Raw genomic sequence first — 20,511 nt, 5'->3', positions numbered from 1 at the left:
ATTTTACCTTGCACGTCGGTCAAGATTGCCACACCATGCCGCGTGCTTTAACTAAAAAGCTGTTCCACTCCCGTGCGAACGGCTTTTTTTGCTTTATTGTTATAAAAACATTATTCCCTTTTATATCAAATACTACATCTCCGGTCTGCTCGAATTTATCCAGCAACATACGGGCATCCTCATACCGTTTCACTTTTCCAGTGAACTCTACCTGTTTCGCACTTTCATTCACGTAGAACACGTTCAATCCATACCAGACAGACAACGTCTCCATAATCTCTTCCAATGTCGTTTGCCGGAATTTGTAATACCCGTCTTTCCACGAAACATACGATTCTGTATCCACCATCCTCACATCCATCACCCGATTATTCTTGTCATATACAAACTGCTCTCCCGGCACAATCTGAAAACTCTTGCCGGCACATGCCACCTCCACACTCCCCTCGACGAGCGTCGTCGCCACCGTTTCCAACCTCTCGTAAGCCTTCACGTTAAAAGAAGTCCCCAACACCTTCACATCCATCGCTCCTGCATGTACCCAAAACTCACGGGCGCTATCTTTCGCCACCTCAAACCATGCCTCTCCTTTTAAGAAAACTTCCCTTCTGGCTTTCCCGAACCTCTCCGGATAACGCATTTCCGAACCGGAGTTCAAGAACACCTTTGTCCCATCCGCCAAAACAAGCTGAAACCTCTCACGCACAGGAACCGTCAACGTATTGTAGACAATCTTCTCCGAAGCCTCCTTGCTTTTGATTCTCGAGTATACCAATGTTCCCCGTTCATTCCTAACCTGCAACATCGTACCCCCAAAAATCAACCTGTTCGTATCCCGCTTCAACGGCATGCTTTCACCATCTCCCAGCGTCAACACCACTTGCCCGATTCCCGGTTCCACCGTTTTTTCGCCCTCCCAGACTCCATTCTCTTCCGGCTTCATCCATAACATTATCCCGACACCCAATATCAACAACACCCCTGCCACACTCGCCCCAAACGACCACCACCTCATCCGCCGTATCTTACCCTTCCGTACCGTCATTTTCTTCCGGATATCGCTCTCCAACCTCTCGTAGGCCTTCTCCCTATCCAACCCTCCTTGCTGTCTCACCAACCTCACGACCTCACCCAACTCACCCATCAACATCTTATACGTTCTCTCATTCCCTCTTTTCTCTTCCCACCACCTGTTCATCTTCTCCCTCTCCTCTTTCGTCACGTTCTCCCCCGCTATTTCAGCCGCCATAATTTTTAATATTTCGTCTTCCATACTCCTGGTTTTATACAAATAACACCACCACCCATCAAATCATGTGACAGGAAATCCCATTTTTTTATAAAAAAATTGCAACAATCCCATTTGTATCGCCAATTCCTGCGACACCACACCCTGATTATTCCGATTTTCTGAAATAAAGCAATAATATGGTAAACATGTGTCCCTCCAGTTTCTCCCGCAGAAACTTCAACGAACGCGACAACTGGGTTCGGACAGTATTAATACTGATTTGCAAATGCTCGGCAACCTCCTTATATTTTTTCCCTTCGGCATACACCATCATAAAAATACGGCGACGCTCCGGAGGAAGCTGGTTTATCGCGAAGTACAAAACATCTATTTCAGTTTGCTCATCTTCATGCATGATTTCTGCCACGGGCATTCCTTCCATCATTTTTTCATGGCGGGTTTTCCTGCGTTTACAGTCTCTCAGCTCGTTTAAAGCAGCATTCTTGACCACATGAAACATGTATTTATCCAACCCATCAGAAAGTTTTTTATAAAGAGAGCTTTCCCAAGCCTGTACGAAACAACCCAACACGACATCCTCTGCCGCATCAACATTTTTCAGAATACTTGCGGCATATAAAACCAACACATCATGGTATTTCAAGAAGAAAGTCTTGAACGTTTCTTCTTCGGGATTTTTTTCGTACATGCTACAAATATACGAAATTAACCCGTTGTACATCTGGCATAAACGCATAAAAAGTTGTTCACGCCGGATAAATTCCGTATATTTATTTCATTTCCAATCAGATAAATATCATGAACAACTTTTGTGCAAGTCACGAAAAAAATAAGAATTTATGAATTTTGATTTTCTTTGTTTTATATCTTTACAAATTCAAATTCTGAGGAATGACAAGAAGAATTATTTTAGTCACCGGAGGGCAACGTTCCGGTAAAAGTGGTTATGCACAGCGTTTAGCGTTGGAACTATCCGACTGTCCTGTTTATATGGCTACTTCGCGGGTATGGGATGAAGAATACCGTAAACGTATCGAACGGCATCAACGTGACCGGGGACCTCAATGGACAAATATCGAGGAAGAAAAAGCCCTGAGTAAACATCACTTGCAAGGACGGGTAATCGTGATCGATTGTGTTACCTTGTGGGGTACTAATTTCTTTTTCGATCAGGATTCGAATGTCGACCTGGCTTTACAAGAACTAAAAGAAGAGTTCGACCGGTTTACAGCCCAGGAAGCGACTTTTATCTTTGTGACCAATGAAATCGGTATGGGTGGAGTTGCCGAAAACACCATCCAACGCCGGTTTACCGATATGCAAGGCTGGGTAAACCAATACATCGCAGAGAAAGCCGACGAGGTGGTGCTGATGGTCTCGGGAATAGGAGTAAAGGTAAAAGGCTAAAGGCTATAAAGCTAAAGGCAGGGAGGTAAAAAAAGTGAAAGGTAATAAGGATAAAAAATAATAGGATACGATATGAGAACTTTCAATATCAAAACGCCGGATAAAAAGATCGTACCGGCACTTCAGGATAAAATCGATAATTTGACAAAACCGAAAGGTTCGTTAGGACGGTTGGAAGAATTGGCAGTCCGGATCGGTACCATCCAACAAAGCCTCTCTCCTGTTTTGAGAACTCCTCAAAATATTGTGTTTGCAGCCGACCATGGTGTGGTTGTCGAAGGAGTCAGCTTTTCTGCCCCGGAAGTAACGGCACAACAGATATACAATTTCCTGAAAGGCGGCGGCGGAATCAATATGTTTGCACGCCAGCATCATTTCATACTGAAAGTGGTAGATTGCGGAGTGAATGCCGATTTCGGGGATCTGCCCGGACTTATTCACCGGAAAATCAGGAAGAGTACCGATAATTACCTTTACGGACCTGCCATGACGCCCGAAGAGATGGAACGCGCCATCGAAATCGGGGCAGAAATGGTACAATTGGCTTATCAGGAAGGAACCAACATCATCAGTTTCGGCGAATTGGGCATGGCCAATACTTCGGCCTCATCGGTCTGGATGTATTTTTTCACCGGAATTCCGTTAAAAGAATGCGTCGGTGCCGGAAGCGGACTGGACAACCAGGGTATCGAACATAAATATCAGGTACTGAAACGGGCCACAGACAATTATCAGGGAAACGGTACGGCAGAAGATATCCTGCGTTGGTTCGGAGGCTTTGAAATGGTGGCGGCAGCAGGAGGTATGCTACAGGCTGCAGAGTTAGGCATGACGATCATCATCGACGGTTTTATCATGACTAACTGCATACTGGCAGCCAGTAAACTGCATCCGGAGGTATTGGAATATTGTGTATTCGGACATCAGGGCGATGAAGCCGGACATAAATCAGTGCTAGAAGCTTTACACGCCAAGCCATTATTGAATTTGGGATTACGTTTGGGAGAAGGAACGGGAGCCATTTGCGCTTATCCGATTATAGAATCCGCCATCCGTATGATCAACGAAATGAGCAGTTTCAAACAGGCAGCCGTTACGAAATATTTTTAAGATATCCGTATGAAATCTCTGTTTGCGGCAATCATATTATTTACCCGGCTTCCGTTATGGCGAATCGTCCGGGTAGATAAAAAGCAGTATGCAGAAATCCTGTTATACTGGCCAATCGTAGGTTTTTTAACCGGAGCGACAACCTGGGGGACGCTTTATCTTGCCTCTTGGGTCATGCCTTTGTTGCCGGCTTGCGTCATTGCGGTCATTGCCCGTCTGCTCCTGACCGGAGCTTTACATGAAGACGGACTGGCTGATTTTTTCGACGGTTTCGGCGGAGGACATGACAAAGCCGGCATCCTGCGAATCATGAAGGACTCCCATATCGGTAGTTACGGTACGATCGGCCTGATTCTGTATTTCATCTTGTATGTATCTTTGTTGAGTTCGTTTTATTCGCTGGCCCTTCCCGGTGTCATTATCGGAGCGGATGTACTTTCCAAACTTTGTACCGCCGTTATGATCAATACATTACCCTATGCCCGTACGGAAGAAGAGAGCAAAGTAAAAGTACTCTACCGCAAAATCCGTCTCTGCGAATTTGTCCTGGTAGCCCTGCCCTGCCTCACCGCCCTTTGGCTGATGGCGACTCCTTTCTTAGCTTTAATCCCCACCCTCCTTATCCTTACCGGCTTACGTTGGTATTTCAAACGTAAAATCGGAGGATATACCGGAGATTGTTGCGGGGCCAGCGTACTTTTAGCCGAACAGTTTTTTTATATCGGTGCCACTATCGTTTATACTTATTCTCTATGAAGATAACCCTGATCCGCCATACCCGTGTAGCCGTCGAAACCGGAATCTGTTACGGCTGGAGCGATGTCGGTGTCGCCCCTTCTTTCGAAACCGAAGCCAGCCGGGTCAAAGAAAACATTTCCAACGAACAGTTCGATATCGTGTATAGCAGCCCGCTCTCCCGCTGCCGGAAGCTAGCTGCCTTTTGTGGCTTTCATGAACCGATCCTCGACGACCGTTTAAAAGAACTTAACTTCGGGGAGTGGGAAATGAAGAAATGGGACGATCTCACCGACCCCCGTCTTGAACTTTGGTATAAGGACTGGATTCATCTCCCGGCAGGAGGAGGGGAAAGCTATGAAAATCAGTGCCGCCGTGTCGCTCAATTTCTGGATGAACTCCGCCATTCCGGCCATACCGATGCCTGTATTTTCACCCACCGGGGAGTCATCGCCTGCGCTATGGTCTACGCAGGCATTTGCCCGATCGAAGAATCATTCAGTATAGAGGTGGACTATGGCAGCAAAAATGTGTTGGAATTCTGAAACTGTATTATTCCAGTAATGAATTCAGATACGCTTCATCCACTTCCTGTATCATAACTTCTTTACCACTCAAAATATTGTCGAATAAAATATTCTAACAATTAAAATAACAAACCCGATAACTTGACGAATCAAGGATTACCGGGACACTGAGGTTAACTATCTGTTGATCACTTTGTATAAACACAAAGTTTGCTATTTTTCCCGCCAAATGGGGAGAGATTGCCAATACTTAGGGAATCCCATATCTTTGAGGTCGAGCAAACGGCAATCGGATTTGAGCAACTCTTTGATATTCTTTTTGAAGTCGCTACCTGGACTGATAATATCAAGTATATACGCGATACAAGACAGCACGGCAAATAATTTGTTTGTGCGTATTTGTCCGATTGTAGTTCTATCCATAAAGGGATAAAGAGTATTGTATGGCAGGATTACACTGACCATAAAACGACGATTCCACACTCGGCTGTGGTGAGCGCAACAGTTACGGAGATTGGAAATGGAGTGTAGCCAATTTTCCAAGATTGCCACTTTCTTCAAACCGAATTGTTCGGTAATGTACTCTTTACGACTGTCTAACCTTAAGGATTGGAACAAACGGCTCAATGTGGCAAACGACACAACTTCGAGTGCCATCCAACTCGGCGGCATCGAAGGATTGTCGTATTTGGAGTTGTAATGCTTGATGAAATCTTCATTGCTGCGATTTACATCAGCATCAATACGATCCATCAAATCATCATAGCCGAAACGATATAAACTTTCATCATTGAACCAATGGCTATCGCCTGTGCTTTCGGCATATACCTGTACAATTTTTGTGCGCACTGCCACTTCTATCTTCTCAATAGTATTGAAAATAAGTGAACGCAGTCTGCGGTCGAAACAATAAAGGTCAATGATGTCCTTGAAGTGAATATCTTTGCGAGTGAAGGTGTGTTCGGAATCTTCGCCGTTCTCTTGGAACGGATAAGTGTATGCACGAAGCCGATAGTAGCTGATATTGAAAAGATAAGCAGTTGCCTCGCTTTCATCATCAAAAACAAGCCCCCGTTGTTTTAGCCGTGCGACTTGCTCGGCGAGAGTCAACGGCTTCTTTGTATAATCAATTTTATCAGTCAATTCTATTGAAACTACCATATAAAAACTCGAAGACCTCCCCGGGTGCGCTGTTCAACGGGAAGCGTGGGAGGTCATATCAATTGCAAAGGTAATACTTTTATTTGAAATAGCAAAGGTAAAGGCAAAAACAACAAACTAAGTCAAATTTCATTTTTGATATACTTCCATTTATTTCTCCAGGATGACTTTTCAGCCACCTTCTTCTGTTCTACCTGGCAGGCCGCCCCTATTTTTTCAATTCAGGCCGGATCCTTTCCAACCAATTATCTACCCTATCTTCTGTTTTATCAGCCTCATAATCCTCATCCAGCGGTAAACCGATAAATTTACCTTCCTGTAAAGCACGCGAATCGTTAAAGATATAATCGCGGGTCTCTGTTTCTCCGATCAGTTGTCCGCCGATTTCCCCGATCGTCCGGCCCAATATGCCCATTCCGTCTACAAAATTATTCGGATAACTGACATGATCCCCCAACCCGACGATAGCAACCTTTCGACCTTCCAAACGAATCCGGAGCATTTTGGGTAAAAATGACGACCAGGGATCTTTTTGTTCCATTTCCCAGGTATTCCGGCCTAAAGTCGAACAGACCAGGATCAGATTGTGATAATCCAGTAATCGCAGTGGAGTGGCATCAGAAATAACAAAGAGATCCGGTTGCAGATCTACCAGTTTTTGTTTGATCAGACGGGCCACTTTATGAACGCTGCCTCCCGAAGGTGCATAAAATATTCCTAATCGTTTTGTAGCCTTATGCTCTTTATCTATCAAATAATTCCCTTCCAGATCAGCTTTCAGCTGATAATTCCCTGGTTGATTTTCCTTTTTCATGGATCGCATAATTTAATGTCAAACCTATATGATATCTAACCTATATACGGCAAAGGAACGGGACGGTTTGTTTTTGTTAAAAAAATTTTCTCTGCGCTTTATTTTTGTTTAAATAACCATTTATCGTCTTGAATCTGAAGTTCATAAATTTTGTCATTACCTCCGTCAGTAGTCGAATCGGCATCGGCATCCTCTGTTTTAGCTTTGTGTCTCAGATCATCCAAGGCCGATTTATAGCGGGATTTTTCCTCTGTGGTCAGCGAAGGCATATCATTGATCCGGTCAGAAATAAACTGCATCAGTTTTTCATTGTTGCAAATATTCAGATTACAGGCTAATCCGGCTTCCCGTATGGTTTCATTAAACTGAAGTAACATCTGATCCACCCTCTTTTTATCCGCTTTCCAATATCCTTTCCTGACCGTCTCGAGCAGACGGGCAAGTATCGACTGATAGGCATATAAATTGCCGCTCTTCTTAAACCGTTCTTTTATATCCAGTCGATATTTATCCATGACATAAGTATCATAGATTTGATTCCAGTCGTTATCGCTAACCGATTCCGGTAATGTGGCCTCCCAGCCCCAAAGATTAAAAACCATTTTATTGATAAAACGGGCACCGGCATATCCCTCGTCCACCATCGCATCCACCCATTTGGGATTCAGATAACGGGTCTTCAGTTCACGTCCCAGAAATTTCTCGAGTGTCTCTTGTCCCGGAGCCGAAGGATCGACCAGATTCGTCAGCATGACCACCGGTGATTTCCCGTCGATCGTCCGAACGGCCAAACCGGTAGCACCGAGGTACTGAAACATATCGTCATTATCCAGCAAAGCATACAGATTCGAAGTCCTGCTGTGCAAAGCCACCCTGGTGCCCGACAAAGCATTTTTAAATACAGTTTTCGAAAAACCTTTCGGTAAACAGGTATATTCGTCCTCTACTTTCGTTCCCCAAAATCCCTGGCCATACAAATGACTCATCTTGTCAAAATAAACTTCCGCCACGTCCTTTTCATCCTCCCAGGTTCCCGAAGCCTGCACCGTCCCACTAACCCCGGTGCCATAAGCACCCGAAGGGGTCGTAAACAAACGTACCGAAGCGATGCGCCGGGCCAGCGAATCTTCCTGAACCCCCAGTTGTTTCAACTTATCTTCAGATTCAAGGATATGTTCCCGGACAAAATTATCTTTTTCATCGGCACTTCTGGCCAGGCTGACTGCCTTATCCAGCAGAGCCATCAATTCGGGAAAAATATCCCTGTATAATCCCGATGGAGCAAAAACGACATCTACTCTCGGACGTTTCAACTCATGCTGCGGAATCAATTCCAGACCGACAACCTGATTGGAAGCATTATAAACAGGTCTCACACCAAGTAAGCTTAAAGCCTGGGCTTCCATCGTACCTTCATTCCGGATACACTCCACCGCCCACAAATTTATGGTCACTTTAGGAGGACACTCCCCGTTGTGTTCGGCCTTATACTGTTCTATCAGCTCCTCTGCCAATTGCTCTCCCAACCGACAAGTCATTCTGGAAGGAATCAGTCTCGGATCGAAAGCAAAAAAGTTTTTACCTGTAGGCAGAGCACCCGGATTCCGGATCGGGTCGTTTCCTGTTCCTGCCCGGACATACTTTCCATTCAAAGCCCGGATAAAAGCATCCAATTCTTCTTTCCCCGATTTTGCGATATTCTTTTGTACCTGCTCCCTGAAAAGTTCCAAATCTTTTCCCATCAAATCCTTTTGCATTGATACAATAGCTTCCGTTGTCGCTTTCGTATAAGCCTCATCAGGGGATACACCGAAAGTGTGCAAGCCGAAAGGGGTTTTATTTTCTTCTATCTCTTTCAGATAATCGTCGATATCTTCCAGATTCTGATCCGTTATGGTATCCAGCTTCAAATCCTTATCCAGTCCGAGTGTTTTTATCCGAAGAACCAGATCCCTGAATTGCGCCATCGACGAGATCGGGCTTTTGCTTTTTTGATCATAGTATTTAGATATGCCACTTTTCAAATCCCGCAATTCCGGATTTAAAGAAGCCTTATCGAAAGGAGGAGTCATGTGGTCGATAATCACGGCCTGTCCCCTTCTTTTCGCCTGCAGGCCTTCACCCACATTATCCACAATATACGGATAAATATTAGGTACATCCATGATCAGCGCTTCGGGATAATCATCGGGACCGAGTCCGGCTTCTTTTCCGGGCAACCACTCATGCGTGCCGTGAGTACCGATATGCACCAGTGCATCTGCGTGAAAGCCATACTTCAAAAAAAGATAATAAGCCAGATACTGATGAGGGGGAGGAACCAGAGGATCGTGATATAAACTCTTCGCATTGTCTTCCCATCCCCGGGGAGGTTGAGGTGTCAGTATGATATTTCCGTATTTCACCACCGGGATCACAAAATAAGATTTCCCGGAAGAATCTTTCCAAACCATCAGTTCAGACTCTTCGGGTTTTCCCCATTTGTTCTCCATTTCCGTCCTAATCTTCAACGATAACTTATCGTACCATTCTTTGTACACTTCCATCGGTACCAATACAGGATCTCCTTTACGCACCAATTTATCCACCTCTGCAGGAGCCCAGGAACCGATATTCCTTCCATAGTCCATCACCCGGTTAAAAATAGCAGCACTGTCGATCGGCTGCCCGCCGGTATCATACCCCTCCTGCCGCATTCTCTGTAGGATAGATAAAATACTTTGGGGAAGTACATTCAGGTAGCTGGCCCCTATGTTTTCTTTTCCGGGAGGATAGCTGTAGTAAATCAGGGCCACTTTCTTTTCACGATTAGGCTTTGTCTGCAGGTTATGGATATTCTTTATACGCCCGAGCAGCGTTTCCATCTGATAACCGATCATATTCTTAATCCGGATATTATGATCGAAATCGTCGAATACGACAGCAACAGAAGGTTCGATATAACCGGCTAATTCGGGTATAGCCACCAAATTCGACCGATTGTAAATATCTATTCCGACTAAAGATTTTTCCCAATCTTTTTGATTCGTACTCAGTATAATCCCATTGATCACCGGCACTCCTAATTTTTCCAGTACCACCCTTTCCTGCTCAGGCCTTGTATTATACCAACATCCCAGATTCAAGAGGGCACTCACGCGGGGAAGACTATCACAGGAAATAAAAAACCGTTCGATCACCTGTTCTTCGTGATGTCCCGGTTTTTGAGAGGTGAACACGGGTAATACATTAAAACCTTTCTCTTCGATATTCCGGATAAATACATCGATATACAAATACTGCGATTTGGTCAGATCGCTTCTCCCAATAATCAATCCGATCCAGGGAGCCTGGGTGTCGATATCGGTTCTCTCGGCTAAATAAGAACCGATATAGGTATGTAATTTTTTATTTCTATAGTTATATATTCCGGAAAGGGGAGTTTCTTCAATATCCTGATATTCACAATCGAAATGTAAATCTTTATTCAGTTTTTTCAGAACGATATTCATGATATTGTTTTCTCCTCCGCTTTTAAAAGCGGCCAATGTCCAGGGATCGAAACAGATCCCCCATTCCTGCAATTCGGCATCGTATTCATGGGATAAATTAAGCGCATAAACCTTCGCTCCGCGTTTCAAAGCAGACAACAGCTGAGGTTTAGCTTTAAAAACCAACCCATTATTATGCAAAGCGACGAATATCAGATCGGAATTTTCAAAAAAATCCATATCACTTTCGTGATAGTTGGAATAGATAAATTCCTTGAACTGACATTTCTCCGCTACCTCCGGATGCATTTTCGCCAGTAAATGCATGCTCCGGTTTACGCCGACCCAAAAACCGTCATCGATAAGAAAACTGACTTTGTTTTGGGCTGTCAAAGATAGCCCAAAACAAAGTGACAAAATAACAAAATAATACTTAATCCCTTTCATACCCCATTATATATCCGCCATCAGCAACAAATACATGTCTTCAGATCAAAAAGTCATAGCAGCTCTTACCTGAAAATTCCGCCCAGGCATATTATAACCATCCTTTTCGGTATAATTTTCATCGAATAAGTTGTTAATATTCAAACCGACCGACACATTCTTTATAAGCGGGCAAGAGGCCGAAAAATCGAACACCATAAATTGCGGATGCTTAATCAGTTTATCAGTTAAATACCCGGGTTGGCTTTCACTTAACAAATCGTTCAATGTCGGACGATATTTATCACCGATAAAGTTTTTCTCGATGCGATGTCCGGCAAAACGTCCGTTCAGCCGCGCACTGAATCCTTTCTGATGCAAGAAATCGAGTCCGAAATTGGCATTCTGTTTCCGAACGGATAATGTTTTGTTCCATACTCCTTTAGTCTGATCCTGATAGGTAAACATCCAGGTCAGATTTCCATAAAGCTTCAAAGCAAAGTCACTATCGAACAGACGGCCGAAGTCATAAGAAGCCATAATTTCCATTCCACTTTTTTTTGCTTTATCGGCATTCTTGAACGTTTTGTACTTTTGTCCGCTTTCTTCATCGGTCCATGCCTCTTCCACAATCAGATCATCATTCCACGTATAAAAATAAGTAAAATCAAAATTTACCCCCAGTTCCGGCCGGCTGAATGTCAAACCGGCATCCAACGTACGGGATTTTTCAGGATCCAGATCAGGATTTCCTACGGTAAGCGTACCGCTGTACAAAAATTCTCCGGCTTTCTGATAAGCATCGGTCATGCTGAAAGCTGTACCGAAACTGGCATGGACGGCCATACCGCCGTATATATTGTATTTTGCACCGATATTGGGATTGAAAGTGTTGTAACTTTCCGCTTTCTCTTCATTCTCCAAACCAGGTGTTTTCCGAAGTTTAAAATCGATATAATCATAGCGCAATCCGACCGACAAGTCCAATTTTTCTTTAAATAATTTCAAGTTACTCTGCAGGAATATCCCCCAAGCCGTATTCCGGAAACGGGGTTGATAAGGTGCTTTAATCTCACCACGCGCTTTAAAACTGGTTATCTCACTGACTTCATTATTGTTATCGAATCCGAAAGCAATTCTTTGTTTGCCTAAAATCAGATTATCGTGTGCTGTAAATCCATAAGTATTCAGTTCGTTACCCGAATACACATAAGCCGTATCGGTGTCTGCCGTATAAGTATCGGTCTTAGCTGTAGAGTAATGAGGAGCGAAAAACAAATTATGATTATTCACTTTTCCGTTGAGTTCCAATTTTTCGGTATACCGGGTGACATCTTTCTTTTTCAATCCGTTAGTCCCCCAGACATTTCCTCCCGTCGGCAGATCCTTACCCACAAAAAAAATCTCGGTAAAATTCAAAGACCAGTTTTCCCCGAAATCATAACCGATACGGCCTTTCCCGGCGATACCGCTATGCCGAGAGCCATTCATTTTAATACCATAAGTATCTTTACCGAGGATAGCTTTATCCGTTGCCGACATATGCAAGAGATTATGGTCTCCGATCTTATAGTTTCGTGCCTGAGCAGTATAATCGAAAGAGGCATCGAAAGAAAGCCCCCGGTAGATCCGTCCACCGACATGAAAAGCCCCTTTGGAAGTTTGATAACTTCCGGCTGCAACTTTGATTCCTCCGGTGAGTTTATCCTTATTCCGTTTGGTGACGATGTTCACCACTCCACCCATCGCATCCGAACCATACATGGCGGAGAAAGGGCCTTTCAGAACTTCCACCTGCTCTACATCGCCTAAAGAAAGTGTCGCCATATTGGTAGTACCGGCCGGTACTCCATCGATCAGGACTGTCGTGTATTTTCCTTCTGTCGGTTTGAATCCCCGGATACTGAAATAAGAATTATATCCCGGATATTCAATCACATCCACATTAACAAAATTTTTCAACAGGTCCGTCAGATTATTGATCCCCGAAGCTTCGATCTGCCGCTTGGTCACCACCTCTACCCGGTTCGGAAGATCTTTCAATAAAGCTCCGGTTTTAGTCGCATGGATCATCACCTCCTCCAAATCTATCCGACGCATGGAATCGGTTTCTACAGTTACAGGTTGCTCTGCATACATGCCCATACAGAACGTAAGGGCAAGAGAAGTTAAAATAAATTTCCTTTTCATCTTGAATTTGTTTTACACCGATATAAATTATTATTTGTTAATTACATACAAGTTTATTCGTTGTAACAGCGGCAAAGCCACTCCCAACAAAGTGAAAGTTTCCTCTCAAAAAACTTGCATAAATTCACCCCATTCATGTGCCACCGGCGCTTCTCCGTTTACCGGAAACATTTTGCATAATTCTAAATTCACCTGAAAAGAAATCATATTGCAGAATCCTGACTGGAAATTGTTTTCCGGCATAATCCCTGCCGTAAAGCACACCCTTTGCAAAATAAAATCAAGTCCGAATCGAGCAACCTTAATCCCCGAAGGTTTATCAATCATACATCATTTCGGCAGGTCTTCTGACTTACTCCAATCTTCAAACGCCCTTCCCATTCTTTCCAGAACAGTGGCTAAAGTATTGTTGAAGATTTTAGCAGAGCTTACAGCAGCGGGTCTGTCCAGGATTCTCACCTGATTCCCTTTTCATCACTTTTCCGTAGCAGCAGAATCGTGACACCAAAATCGGATGCAAAGATATCGATTTTTTTTATTTTAAGAAGATACTTTTACGATATTTTCCAATTTTTCAGACAGACTGCGACCATATTCTTACAGGAGATCTGTATTTCCAGCCACCGGGGAGCCATTGACTGTAGCATGGTCTATGCGAGATTTTGTTCCGTTAACGATTCTTTCAGGGGCTATCATGGCGAAGTTTATCAATCCTTTTACAGATGTCGGATTCAAAATCATTTTCGGACAGGAAATGACAAAGGACCTGCTGATCGACTTTCTGAACGATCTGTTGGTAGGTGAACGGCATATTCAGGATCGGTGTGTTCTTCATGAATTTCCGTCTGGATGATTCTCCGGGCAAACTGCATACGGACATCGTACTCTCCGACCGTGATACACACGAGGTATTTTCGGATAAGCTACGCTTTATTTTCATCGAACTTCCGGCTTTTACGAAGGAAGAAGAAAAATGTATAACTGATTTTGAACGCTGGATTTATGTATTAAAGAACATGAAAACACTAAACCGATTACCGTTTAAGGCCCGCAAAGCGGTGTTCGAAAAACTGGAAAAAATCATCGACTCGCATCACTGACAAAAGAAGAACGCGAAAAGTACGACGAAAGTATCAAGGTCTATCGCGACCAGTTAGTGACAATCGCTTTCGCCAAAGAAAAAGGAATAGAGGAGGGAATGGAGAAAGGCCGGAAAGAAGGCGAAAAAAAAGAAACAGCTGGAAATCGCCCGTAATATGAAAGCAAAAGGTTTTGCCGCAGAAGATATCAGTGAGCTGACCGGCCTTCCCGTCAAAGAAATTAAAGAACTTTAAATTATAGTTTTCCGACTGAATAAATCAATTCAGAAAACCGCATTTTATTTATATCTTTCTTTCAACCCTTCCCTTATCCGGTGCGGAAGTGTCCCCTTTGCGGGCTGCTACCGCTAAAAGGATTCCCAATACCACTCCCAACAAGGCAGCACACAATACCCGCATATTGCCGGGCAACAGAAAAGTGATGGTATGAGCCGGGAACCAGAAGAAAGGGATGGTTTTCTTAAAGACAAATCCCCACAACACCTTCCAATTCAAACTGCTCATGATCCCTCCCATATCCAGTGGTGTGAAGAAACCACGGAGTGTACCGCCGTGCATCAGAATATGGGTATCCGTAATTTTATGCAGCGTCATAAATACCGGAGCGAAAATGGTATTCATACTCACCGACACGGCAAAAGCCACCCCTACTTTAGCCCAGCACAATCCCGGTGCATGAAAAACCGCCGGAGCCTCCTGCATGCCAAGGTATTGCAAAAATGCCGGAGTACCATTCGAAAAAATAACCATCGCCATATTAATGCCCATCCCCAATATCCCCCATACAAACATCCGGGGCAAAACCCCGAATCCTTTCCGGCAATACACGCCGGCACTAATCCGCAAGCCGATCATCTCTCCCAAAGTCGACAAGACGGCAAATTTCAGGAAACTCATGATCATGCCATGAGCCGCATTAAAAGCATGATACCATTCGTAAACAGGCCGGCAGATAAAAAAGGGTAGCAGCAAAACCGCTACCCCCAGTATAAAAATAAAGTCTTGTTTTTTCATTTTTCAATCCGGATACGGGCATCCACCGCCACCACATTTTCTTTATTACCGAGTAATGGATTCAGGTCCATCTCAAAAATTTCAGGAGCCACTTTCACTAACATGGACACCCTCGACACGGCTTCGGCGAATTTTTGTTCGTTCACCGGTTCTTGTCCCCGTACTCCCTGAATGATTTTATACGATTTCAAGCTACGGATCATATCCAAAGCTTCCGGTTGGGCAATCGGAGCCAAGCCTGCTTTCACATCTTTCAAAACCTCGATAAAGATACCTCCTAATCCGCACAACACCATATGTCCGAATTTATCTTCCCGTTTAGCCCCGATAAACACTTCGGTCCCGGACAACTGCTGAGCCAGCATGACGGCATGCGTATCTTTGATCTGCATCATCCGACGGAATTCGCTGCGTACCGTCGCTTCGTCCCTTACGTTGAGGGTTACCCCACCGACATCGGATTTATGGACAGGTCCTACTACTTTCATCACTAACGGGAAACCGATCTGACGGGCCAGACCGACAATTTCTTCCTCTTTATCGGCCACACCTTCTTTCGCCCGGGCAATACCGGCAGCATCCAGCAATTCATGGATCTGTTCAGGTGACAGATAGCCGTTTTCAGCCTGATCGACGACTGCCCGGATCCGTTTCCGGTCTACTTCCGGCAATGCGGGCTCGGCAGGTTGCGGAGCAGGGGTACGGTATATTTTACACAAAGCATTACCAAAATTCACTTCATAAGGGAAGTAAACGCCACCTTTCCGTACAAACTCGTCGATTTCCTCTTTCACCACCATCGAAGAGGGGAATATGGGATAAATCGGTTTCGGGGAAGTAGCTATTTTTTCACGCAATACTTCATATACATCGAAAACGGGGAAAAGCCCGGGACTACCGAAGATCACTGCAATACCGTCGATATTATCGAAATCGCGATTACAGGCATCCAGGATAATTCCCAATTGTTCAGCTGTTCCCGTCGCTAAAAAGTCAATGGGATTACCTACAGAAGATCCGTTAAACAACTGTGCCAGCAATGCTTCAGCCTTCGGCCCTTCCAAATGAGGAATTTCCATTCCTCCATCCGACAAGGCATCTGTCAGCATTACGGCCGGTCCTCCGGCATGGGTTACGATAGCCATATTCTTTCCCCTCAATTCGGGATAGTTAAAAATAGCTGCCACCGTGGCCAGTTCATCCCGCCCGTTACACCGTACGATACCGGCTTTCCGGAATAAAGCTTCCACGGCAACATCCGAGCTGGCCAAAGCTCCGGTATGCGACGAAGCGGCACGGCTTCCGGCAGCGGAACCGCCTGATTTGATCGCAGCGATACGACAACCTTTCCGGATCAGTGAGGAAGCATGCTTCAATAATTTTTCCGGTTTATCGATACTCTCTACATACATCAATTTAATCCGTGAACTTGTCTCGGGATCGAAAGATTCGTCCCAATATTCCAGGACCTCTTCCACGCCTAACTGGGCAGAATTACCGACTGAAAATACACTCGAAAATTTTACACCTTTCTGCATACCGGCATCCATAATGAAAAGTGCCGTTGCTCCCGAGCCCGATACGAAATCTACTCCTTTCGGATCCAATTTCGGTATAGGGGTCGTGAATACCCCATTGTAGTTCGTTGTCAATACGCCGATACAATTCGGGCCGATCAAAGCTCCCCCGACAGAATCGATCGTTTCTACAATTTGTTTTTCCAATGCTTTCCCTTCTGCATTCTCTTCACTAAATCCGGCAGACAGAATGATAAATGCCCGGGTATTTTTTTGTTTCGCCAGCATCTCTACCGTCGACGGACAGAATTTGGCAGCGATGGCCAGGATAGCGCAATCCACTTCCGGCAAATCTTTCACGTCCCGGTAGGATTTGATACCTTGTACTTCATCCATTTTCGGATTCACCACATATAAACTCCCTTTAAAATGTCCATCGATCAAATTCTTCAATACCTTACCACCCGGTTTCTGAATATCGTCCGATCCTCCAACCACCACAATGCTGGAAGGATTTAGCAATTGTTTATTAATCATATCTTCCGAATTTTACTATAAAATTCACTATTCAATTTTATCAATTATATATTATTGAAAAACTTCAAAAATTCCCCTACTTTAGTGACCATATTTTTTGAGCCGGTATAAAAAGGTATCCGTTGGTGGATATTTTCAGGGGTCATGTCCAATATCCGGTTTCCGCCATCCGTAGCCAATCCTCCGGCTTGCTCGGCAATAAACGCAATCGGATTACATTCGTACAACAGACGCAGTTTTCCTGTCGGATGGCTATTGGTTTCGGGATAAATAAAAATACCTCCCTTCAATAAATTCCGGTGGAAATCGGCCACCAGAGAACCGATATAACGCGAAGTATAAGGACGCTTGGTTTTCTTATCGGTTTCCTGGCAATACTTTATATATTTTTTCACTCCCACCGGAAATTTCTCATAATTTCCTTCGTTTATAGAATAAATAAAACCATTTTCCGGTGTTTTAATATTCGGATGTGAAAGACAGAACTCCCCGATAGAAGGGTCCAGCGTAAAACCGTTCACTCCGTTGCCGGCCGTATATACCAACATCGTAGAAGAGCCATAAATAACGTAACCGGCAGCAACCTGGTCACAACCTTGCTGTAAAAAGTCATCGATATTCGCAACTTCGCCCAGCGGAGATTTGCGGCGGTAAACAGAAAAAATAGTACCGATAGAGACATTCACGTCGATATTCGAAGAGCCATCCAGCGGATCCATACAAAAGATATATTTCGCATCACGGCTCAATCCATCGTCAAAAACAATGATATCCTGATTTTCTTCTGAAGCAACACCGCAACATTCACCACTGGCTTTCAGTTCCGACAAAAAAGTCTCATTGGCATAAATGTCCAGTTTTTGCTGGTCTTCACCTTGTACATTCTCGGAGCCGGCACGCCCCAGAATATCCACTAAACCAGCCTTATTCACCTCCCGGTTGACTTTTTTGGCTGCAATACCTACGTGATGTAACAAACAAGAAAAACCCCCTGTTGCCTGAGGTACTCCTGCCTGCTGTTCGATAATAAACTGATTTAAGGTTGTAACTTTATTCATTGATTCTGATTCTATTTGTTATTAGATGCAAATATAAAATGATAAATCGTAATACACAAACGTTTTCATGAAATTAGTATTCCCTCAGAATCACAGATTTTTTGAAAATCAAATAAGTTTTCATTCAATCCGAATTGATTCCACATTATTATTCAATTTTAATATCTAAATTAGCGCCATGAATTAATTATCGTGTTTAAATTTAAACGCAATGAACGTATATAAGTTTGGTGGCGCTTCCGTTAAAGATGCCGAAGGTGTAAAAAATTTATTTAAAATCATCAATACCCAGCGGGAAAATTTAATCATTGTCGTATCGGCGATGGGAAAAATGACCGATGCCCTGGAAGTTTTGTGTAATTCTTATTTCGGGAAAACCGGTAATATTGCAGAGGTTTTTCAGCGCATTCAAGATTTCCATCAGCAGATTATCCGGGATCTTTTCGGTTCTGCCGACAGTGAAGTAAATGCCCGGGTAGAAGCCCTGTATCAGGAATTGGACACTATCCTAAAAAGTGATCCTTCCCTCTGTTACGATTATGAATACGACCGGATCATCTGTTTCGGTGAATTGCTCTCGACAACAATCATTGCCGCCTATCTCGAGAAACAAGGACGAAAAGCCAAGTTTACCGATATCCGTAAATGTCTGATTACCGACCAAAACTACCGGAATGCTTGTGTAGATATCGAATTATCGGCTCAGTTGTGCCGGAAGACATTCAATTTTCAGGATACATTTATGTATATCACGCAGGGATTCATTGCCGGAACGACGACCAATCAAACGACCACCCTGGGGCGTGAAGGTTCGGACTATACCGCAGCCCTTTTGGCCAATTTGCTGGATGCCGAAGATGTTACCATTTGGAAAGACGTGCCCGGTATTATGAATGCCGATCCCAAAATATATGAAAATACAGAAATTATCAGTAAGCTATCCTATAAAGAAGCGATCGAACTATCGAACTGCGGAGCGAAAGTAATTCATCCGAAAACCATCAAACCGTTGCAAAATAAAGGGATTCCGTTATTCGTAAGATCTTTCCTTTACCCGGAAAGTCATGGTTCGGTGATCCGGGAATTGGACGAGAAATTGAAATTACCTCCGATTTATATCAATAAAGGAGATCAGTTATTACTGACTCTTTCCCCCCGGGATTTTTCTTTTATAGCAGAAGAAAAACTGAGCCGTATTTTCGCTACGTTAGCCAAATACAGACTCCGCCTTAACCTGATGCAAAATTCAGCAATCACATTCTCTTTTTGCATCGACTATAATGAAGCGATTTTTGAAAGTTTCATCGATGAACTCCATGACGAATACGAAGTACTCTACAACAAAAATGTGCGCTTGCTGACGATTCGCCATTACAATGAAGACATCATCCAACAGCTGACCAGCCATAAAAATGTGTTGGTAGAACAACGCAGCCGTTTAACAGCCCGTTTTGTCGTAGCCGACAATTAAAACGATCCTGCCAATGAAAAAACTATCTATCATCATACCTGCCTATAATGAGGAACGTTCGATTTCCCAAATTCTCGGAAAAATACACCAGACCCGATTGATTGGAGAAACAGAAAAAGAGATCCTCATTATCGACGACGGTTCAAAAGACAGTACAGCTGAAAAATGCCGGCAATTCATGCAGGCCCACCCCGATCTGGATATACATTATCACCTCCAGCCTTTCAATCAGGGGAAAGGAGCAGCGTTGAGAACAGGCATAGCATTAGCGACAGGAGATTGGATCATCATTCAGGATGCAGACCTGGAATATGACCCCGAAGATTATAATCCTTTATTACAGTGGGTGATCGAAAACAATGCCAAAGTAGTCTATGGTTCCCGTTTCCTGAAACCTTCGAACAAACATTCTTACCTGCGTTTTTATTTAGGCGGGAGATTAGTCACTTTTGTCACGAATCTCTTATACGGCCAACATCTGACAGACGAACCGACCTGTTATAAATTCTTCGATGCACAATTTTTAAAATCCATTCCATTAAAATGCCAGGGCTTTGAATTTTGTCCGGAAGTAACGGCAAAAGTTTGTAAGAAAGGAATCAAAATCCACGAAATACCGATCAATTACTACCCACGTAGCATCGCCGAAGGGAAAAAAATAAATTGGAAAGATGGCCTGGAAGCCATCTGGACTCTGTTAAAATATCGTTTTAAAAACTAAC

General features: G+C 43.8%; 16 protein-coding genes, 1 pseudogene and 1 riboswitch. Of the genes and pseudogenes, 7 read left to right on the top strand and 10 right to left on the bottom strand.

What is annotated here, in order from left to right; all coding sequences use genetic code 11:
- Window positions 1-19: 19 nt before the first annotated feature.
- Both AC5RDS_RS12990 and AC5RDS_RS12985 read right to left on the bottom strand, forming a co-directional pair.
- The gene (locus AC5RDS_RS12990; protein ID WP_118108291.1) at window positions 20-1,273 is read right to left on the bottom strand and encodes a FecR family protein; all 1,254 of its coding nucleotides are present in this window, start codon (window positions 1,271-1,273) and stop codon (window positions 20-22) included.
- A gap of 124 nt (window positions 1,274-1,397) precedes the next feature.
- Window positions 1,398-1,940, bottom strand: a complete 543-nt coding sequence (locus tag AC5RDS_RS12985; protein WP_041557396.1) for an RNA polymerase sigma-70 factor — start codon at window positions 1,938-1,940, stop codon at window positions 1,398-1,400.
- Between the two features lie 203 nt (window positions 1,941-2,143).
- Between AC5RDS_RS12985 and cobU the strand changes: the two genes are divergently transcribed.
- The 4 genes from cobU to cobC all read left to right on the top strand — a co-directional run bounded on the left by cobU (window position 2,144) and on the right by cobC (window position 5,049).
- Window positions 2,144-2,659, top strand: coding sequence for a bifunctional adenosylcobinamide kinase/adenosylcobinamide-phosphate guanylyltransferase (gene cobU / locus AC5RDS_RS12980; RefSeq protein WP_013612648.1), 516 nt, complete (start codon window positions 2,144-2,146; stop codon window positions 2,657-2,659).
- A gap of 72 nt (window positions 2,660-2,731) precedes the next feature.
- Window positions 2,732-3,769, top strand: a complete 1,038-nt coding sequence (gene cobT, locus AC5RDS_RS12975) for a nicotinate-nucleotide--dimethylbenzimidazole phosphoribosyltransferase (protein ID WP_013612649.1) — start codon at window positions 2,732-2,734, stop codon at window positions 3,767-3,769.
- 9 nt (window positions 3,770-3,778) lie between these two features.
- Complete coding sequence (gene cobS, locus AC5RDS_RS12970; RefSeq protein WP_022160782.1) at window positions 3,779-4,525, top strand: adenosylcobinamide-GDP ribazoletransferase; 747 nt, start codon at window positions 3,779-3,781, stop codon at window positions 4,523-4,525.
- A complete protein-coding gene (gene cobC, locus AC5RDS_RS12965; RefSeq protein WP_013612651.1) occupies window positions 4,522-5,049 on the top strand; it encodes an alpha-ribazole phosphatase in 528 nt (175 codons plus the stop codon). The genes cobS and cobC overlap by 4 nt, the downstream gene beginning before the upstream one ends.
- A 195-nt stretch (window positions 5,050-5,244) precedes the next feature.
- Here cobC and AC5RDS_RS12960 read toward each other — a convergent pair whose 3' ends face one another.
- From AC5RDS_RS12960 to AC5RDS_RS12940, 5 genes are all read right to left on the bottom strand, one after another.
- Complete coding sequence (locus tag AC5RDS_RS12960; RefSeq protein ID WP_013612652.1) at window positions 5,245-6,192, bottom strand: Abi family protein; 948 nt, start codon at window positions 6,190-6,192, stop codon at window positions 5,245-5,247.
- Between the two features lie 208 nt (window positions 6,193-6,400).
- Entirely contained in the window at window positions 6,401-7,006 is a 606-nt protein-coding gene (locus AC5RDS_RS12955; protein WP_195457557.1) for a flavodoxin domain-containing protein, read from the bottom strand.
- A 98-nt stretch (window positions 7,007-7,104) separates the two neighbouring features.
- Entirely contained in the window at window positions 7,105-10,923 is a 3,819-nt protein-coding gene (locus AC5RDS_RS12950) for a cobaltochelatase subunit CobN (protein ID WP_217773902.1), read from the bottom strand.
- A gap of 45 nt (window positions 10,924-10,968) precedes the next feature.
- A complete protein-coding gene (locus AC5RDS_RS12945; protein WP_118121718.1) occupies window positions 10,969-13,092 on the bottom strand; it encodes a TonB-dependent receptor plug domain-containing protein in 2,124 nt (707 codons plus the stop codon).
- 105 nt (window positions 13,093-13,197) lie between these two features.
- Entirely contained in the window at window positions 13,198-13,419 is a 222-nt protein-coding gene (locus AC5RDS_RS12940) for a hypothetical protein (RefSeq protein WP_046403153.1), read from the bottom strand.
- Window positions 13,413-13,616: riboswitch (cobalamin riboswitch) on the bottom strand. (Overlaps the previous gene by 7 nt.)
- 170 nt (window positions 13,617-13,786) lie before the next feature.
- On the opposite strand from AC5RDS_RS12940, the pseudogene AC5RDS_RS12935 reads away from it, so the two are divergent.
- A pseudogene (locus AC5RDS_RS12935) lies at window positions 13,787-14,426 on the top strand (Rpn family recombination-promoting nuclease/putative transposase).
- A 48-nt stretch (window positions 14,427-14,474) separates the two neighbouring features.
- Here the strand turns inward: AC5RDS_RS12935 and AC5RDS_RS12930 are convergent.
- From AC5RDS_RS12930 to fbp, 3 genes are read right to left on the bottom strand one after another with little or no spacing between them, the layout of a single operon-like run.
- Window positions 14,475-15,206, bottom strand: coding sequence for a hypothetical protein (locus AC5RDS_RS12930; RefSeq protein WP_013612656.1), 732 nt, complete (start codon window positions 15,204-15,206; stop codon window positions 14,475-14,477).
- Window positions 15,203-17,260 carry an acetate--CoA ligase family protein gene (locus AC5RDS_RS12925; RefSeq protein WP_013612657.1) on the bottom strand — a complete coding sequence of 686 codons (2,058 nt, stop codon included), beginning with the start codon at window positions 17,258-17,260 and terminating at the stop codon, window positions 15,203-15,205. The genes AC5RDS_RS12930 and AC5RDS_RS12925 overlap by 4 nt, the downstream gene beginning before the upstream one ends.
- A gap of 44 nt (window positions 17,261-17,304) precedes the next feature.
- Window positions 17,305-18,318, bottom strand: coding sequence for a class 1 fructose-bisphosphatase (fbp, locus tag AC5RDS_RS12920; protein WP_013612658.1), 1,014 nt, complete (start codon window positions 18,316-18,318; stop codon window positions 17,305-17,307).
- 211 nt (window positions 18,319-18,529) lie between these two features.
- On the opposite strand from fbp, the gene AC5RDS_RS12915 reads away from it, so the two are divergent.
- The gene (locus tag AC5RDS_RS12915) at window positions 18,530-19,789 is read left to right on the top strand and encodes an aspartate kinase (protein WP_013612659.1); all 1,260 of its coding nucleotides are present in this window, start codon (window positions 18,530-18,532) and stop codon (window positions 19,787-19,789) included.
- A gap of 13 nt (window positions 19,790-19,802) precedes the next feature.
- Window positions 19,803-20,510 carry a glycosyltransferase family 2 protein gene (locus AC5RDS_RS12910; RefSeq protein WP_013612660.1) on the top strand — a complete coding sequence of 236 codons (708 nt, stop codon included), beginning with the start codon at window positions 19,803-19,805 and terminating at the stop codon, window positions 20,508-20,510.
- Window position 20,511: the final 1 nt, after the last annotated feature.

The sequence above is a fragment of the Odoribacter sp. genome, assembly GCF_985060555.1.
This window is presented reverse-complemented; position numbering and strand designations above follow the sequence as displayed.

Bases quoted from the DNA above. Each gene is read 5' to 3' on its own strand.
- fbp (WP_013612658.1), bottom strand. From the start codon at position 18,318: ATGAATAAAGTTACAACCTTAAATCAGTTTATTATCGAACAGCAGGCA.
- AC5RDS_RS12940 (WP_046403153.1), bottom strand. From the start codon at position 13,419: ATGATTGATAAACCTTCGGGGATTAAGGTTGCTCGATTCGGACTTGAT.
- cobS (WP_022160782.1), top strand. From the start codon at position 3,779: ATGAAATCTCTGTTTGCGGCAATCATATTATTTACCCGGCTTCCGTTA.
- AC5RDS_RS12930 (WP_013612656.1), bottom strand. From the start codon at position 15,206: ATGAAAAAACAAGACTTTATTTTTATACTGGGGGTAGCGGTTTTGCTG.
- AC5RDS_RS12945 (WP_118121718.1), bottom strand. From the start codon at position 13,092: ATGAAAAGGAAATTTATTTTAACTTCTCTTGCCCTTACGTTCTGTATG.
- AC5RDS_RS12985 (WP_041557396.1), bottom strand. From the start codon at position 1,940: ATGTACGAAAAAAATCCCGAAGAAGAAACGTTCAAGACTTTCTTCTTG.
- cobC (WP_013612651.1), top strand. From the start codon at position 4,522: ATGAAGATAACCCTGATCCGCCATACCCGTGTAGCCGTCGAAACCGGA.
- AC5RDS_RS12925 (WP_013612657.1), bottom strand. From the start codon at position 17,260: ATGATTAATAAACAATTGCTAAATCCTTCCAGCATTGTGGTGGTTGGA.
- AC5RDS_RS12910 (WP_013612660.1), top strand. From the start codon at position 19,803: ATGAAAAAACTATCTATCATCATACCTGCCTATAATGAGGAACGTTCG.
- AC5RDS_RS12960 (WP_013612652.1), bottom strand. From the start codon at position 6,192: ATGGTAGTTTCAATAGAATTGACTGATAAAATTGATTATACAAAGAAG.
- AC5RDS_RS12955 (WP_195457557.1), bottom strand. From the start codon at position 7,006: ATGAAAAAGGAAAATCAACCAGGGAATTATCAGCTGAAAGCTGATCTG.
- cobT (WP_013612649.1), top strand. From the start codon at position 2,732: ATGAGAACTTTCAATATCAAAACGCCGGATAAAAAGATCGTACCGGCA.
- AC5RDS_RS12990 (WP_118108291.1), bottom strand. From the start codon at position 1,273: ATGGAAGACGAAATATTAAAAATTATGGCGGCTGAAATAGCGGGGGAG.
- AC5RDS_RS12950 (WP_217773902.1), bottom strand. From the start codon at position 10,923: ATGAAAGGGATTAAGTATTATTTTGTTATTTTGTCACTTTGTTTTGGG.
- cobU (WP_013612648.1), top strand. From the start codon at position 2,144: ATGACAAGAAGAATTATTTTAGTCACCGGAGGGCAACGTTCCGGTAAA.
- AC5RDS_RS12915 (WP_013612659.1), top strand. From the start codon at position 18,530: ATGAACGTATATAAGTTTGGTGGCGCTTCCGTTAAAGATGCCGAAGGT.